Source organism: Mesorhizobium sp. M1E.F.Ca.ET.063.01.1.1 (assembly GCF_003998155.1).
In the GTDB taxonomy this organism is placed as follows: Bacteria; Pseudomonadota; Alphaproteobacteria; order Rhizobiales; family Rhizobiaceae; genus Mesorhizobium.
In genome coordinates this window covers 1-2,717 of the sequence record NZ_RZSC01000765.1, presented here as the reverse complement: position 1 = coordinate 2,717, position 2,717 = coordinate 1, and the positions used below count along the sequence as shown (strand labels likewise).

The 2,717-nt window shown below is 61.5% G+C and carries 3 protein-coding genes; all 3 read right to left on the bottom strand.

Features of this window, described 5'->3' with window-relative positions; all coding sequences use genetic code 11:
• Positions 1 to 94 precede the first annotated feature (94 nt).
• Positions 95 to 529, bottom strand: coding sequence for a hypothetical protein (locus EOA29_RS31945; protein WP_126093964.1), 435 nt, complete (start codon positions 527 to 529; stop codon positions 95 to 97).
• Between the two features lie 326 nt (positions 530 to 855).
• The gene (locus EOA29_RS31940; protein ID WP_126093963.1) at positions 856 to 1,923 is read right to left on the bottom strand and encodes a BMP family ABC transporter substrate-binding protein; all 1,068 of its coding nucleotides are present in this window, start codon (positions 1,921 to 1,923) and stop codon (positions 856 to 858) included.
• Between the two features lie 51 nt (positions 1,924 to 1,974).
• Positions 1,975 to 2,717 (bottom strand): ABC transporter permease (locus EOA29_RS31935; RefSeq protein WP_145969914.1); only part of this gene is annotated, 743 nt, incomplete at its 5' end.

Sequence of the window (2,717 nt, the reverse complement as noted above, 5' to 3'; positions counted from 1 at the left end):
GTATAACACCCGCGCGAAAGCAGACACCCCAATGAAAAGGGCGCCTCGCGGCGCCCTTCGACTGTTCGCAGTCCTCGGCTCTGGCAGCATCTCGTCAGAGCTTCACCGCCTCGATTGCCGTTAGGGAACGGTCGATCACCTGGTCAAGAGTCTCATCCAGGCGTGTGCCTGTTGCGACCGCCGACAGCCGTGCGGCAAATCCCAAATGGTAGTCCACGAACCAATCGGGGCGCGGCTCCGGCTCCGGAAACGGTCCCCACCAAGGGGGAAGCTTCGGGATCTTCGGTCGTGTGGGGCACCAGTCATCGAGGTCGCTCAACAGCGCTTTCATATCGAGCCCGCCTCGCTCGGCCACCCACGCATGGCGGACAAATTCGTCAGCGACCGCTGCGCCCAGTTCATGCGGCGGCAGCGGCTGCGGATTGAGTGCGACCCGCACAAGCCCACCCTGTGGTCCGCGCGGGATCACATCGTAGATGGCGGGAAAGCGTTTCCCGATGATCGCCAGGAGCTTTTTATTCAGTTGCATACAACCCCCTTCTGCAGACGCTCGTCACGTCGGCTGATTTCGTCTCAGTTGCACGACAAGAATGGAAGCAGAGGTCGTCGGTGTATGTGAAAGCGATTACGGATCTGAAAAGATATTGTATCTGTTTCGTAAAAGAACCGAATTTAAAAAAAGAGAAGCGAAATTTATCTTAAATACTTGGCGCGCAAGTTCGCTGAACGATCTTTAGCCAACTCGCAAAAGCCAGGCACAACTCCCGCCCGAGGCGGAAAAGTCTTGCCAATCGATCTTGTAAACGAATGAGGGCGCCGCAAGGCGCCCTCCCCGGTTCAAACGTTCGTCGACGCCTACTGCGGCAGCTTGTCGTCGACGCCCTTGACGTAGAAATTCATGCCAAGCAGCGTGCCGTCGTCGGCCACCTCGCCGTCCTTCAACCACGGCGAGCCGTCCTGCTTTGACACCGGACCCGTGAAGGGGTTCCAGCCGCCGGCGATCTTCTTCTCGGTCGCCTCGGCCATCGCCTTCACGTCGTCGGGCATATTGGTGAAGGGCGCGAGCTTGACGGCGCCGTCCTTGATGCCGAGCCAGACATTGTCCGGCTTCCAGGTGCCATCGAGAGCCGCCTGAACGCGGCTGATGTAGTACGGACCCCACTCGTCGGTCAGCGAGGTCAGGGCCGCATTCGGCGCAAACTTGATCATATCGGAGGACTGGCCGAAGCCGTGCAGCTTGCGCTCCTCGGCGACCTGCAGCGCGGCGGTCGAGTCCGTGTGCTGGACGATGATGTCGGCGCCCTGGTCGAACAGCGCCTTGGCGGCGTCGGCTTCCTTGCCCGGATCGAACCAGGAGTTCACCCACACGATCTTGACCTTGAAGTCGGGATTGACCGACTGCGCGCCGAGCATGAAGGAGTTGATGCCCATCACCACCTCGGGGATCGGGAAGGAGACGATGTAGCCGGCCAGCCCCTTCTTCGATTCCTTGGCCGCGATCTGGCCGAGCACGTAGCGGCCTTCATAGAAGCGCGCATTGTAGATGCCGAGATTCTTGCCGGTCTTGTAGCCGGTGGCATGCTCGAACATCACCTTGGGGAACTTCTTGGCGACCTTCACCTCGGCGTCCATGAAGCCGAAGGACGTGCCGAAGATGATCTTGCACTTCTCGCGCGCCAGGCGCTCGAAGGCGCGGTCGGCGTCGGGGCCTTCCGAGACGTTCTCGAGATAGGCGGTCTCGACCTTGTCGCCGAGCGCCTTCTCCACTTCCAGGCGGCCCTGGTCATGCTGGTAGGAATAGCCGAAGTCGCCGATCGGACCCGTATAGACCCAGCAGGCCTTCAGTTTGTCGGCCGCCTCGGCGGTTGCCGCCAGCGACAGCGCCGCGGTCGTGGTCATAAGCGCAATAAGCAGTTTTTTCATCGTGTTACCTCTCTGAATTGAGCCTTGGAGCTTCCCGTCTTTTTGTTGTTGTCAACGATCCGGAACAAATGGCTGCCCCAACGAAGCCGGCGTGTTCATCATCGTCAGCCGCTTGTTGCGCGAGATTAGAACGAGAACCACGATGGTTGCCAGATAGGGCAGCGAAGAAAGAAACTGCGAAGGCACCGGAATGCCAAAAGCCTGTGCATGAAGCTGGCCGATCCACACCGCGCCGAAGATGTAGGCGCCCGCCAGCACCCGCCACGGCCGCCAGGACGCGAAGACCACCAGCGCCAGCGCTATCCAGCCGCGGCCGGCGCTCATGTTCTCGACCCATTGCGGCGTGTAGACCAGCGACAGGTGCCCGCCGGCAAGACCGGCGCAGGCGCCGCCGAAGATCACGGCGAGATAGCGGTAACGGATGACCTTGATGCCGAGCGCATGCGCCGAAGAGTGGCTGTCGCCGATCGAGCGCAGCGTGAGGCCGGTGCGGGTCCTGAACAGGAACCACATCACGGCCGCGGTGAGCGCGATCGAGATGTAGAACAGCGGGTCCTGGCCGAAGATCAGCTTGCCCACGACCGGGATCGAGCGGAGGCCGGGGATGTCGAGGTTCGGCAGCCTGACGCCAGGCTGCCCGACAAAGCTGGTGCCGATCATGCCGGAGAGGCCGAGGCCGAGCAGCGTGAGCGACAGGCCGGTCGCGACCTGGTTGGTGGCCAAGGATAGCGTCATCACGGCGAAGAGCAGCGAAAACAGCGCACCGACGATGATCGCGGCAAGCAGGCCGATCC

Coding starts and splice junctions, on each gene's coding strand:
- EOA29_RS31940 (WP_126093963.1), bottom strand. CDS start 1,923: ATGAAAAAACTGCTTATTGCGCTTATGACCACGACCGCGGCGCTGTCG.
- EOA29_RS31945 (WP_126093964.1), bottom strand. CDS start 529: ATGCAACTGAATAAAAAGCTCCTGGCGATCATCGGGAAACGCTTTCCC.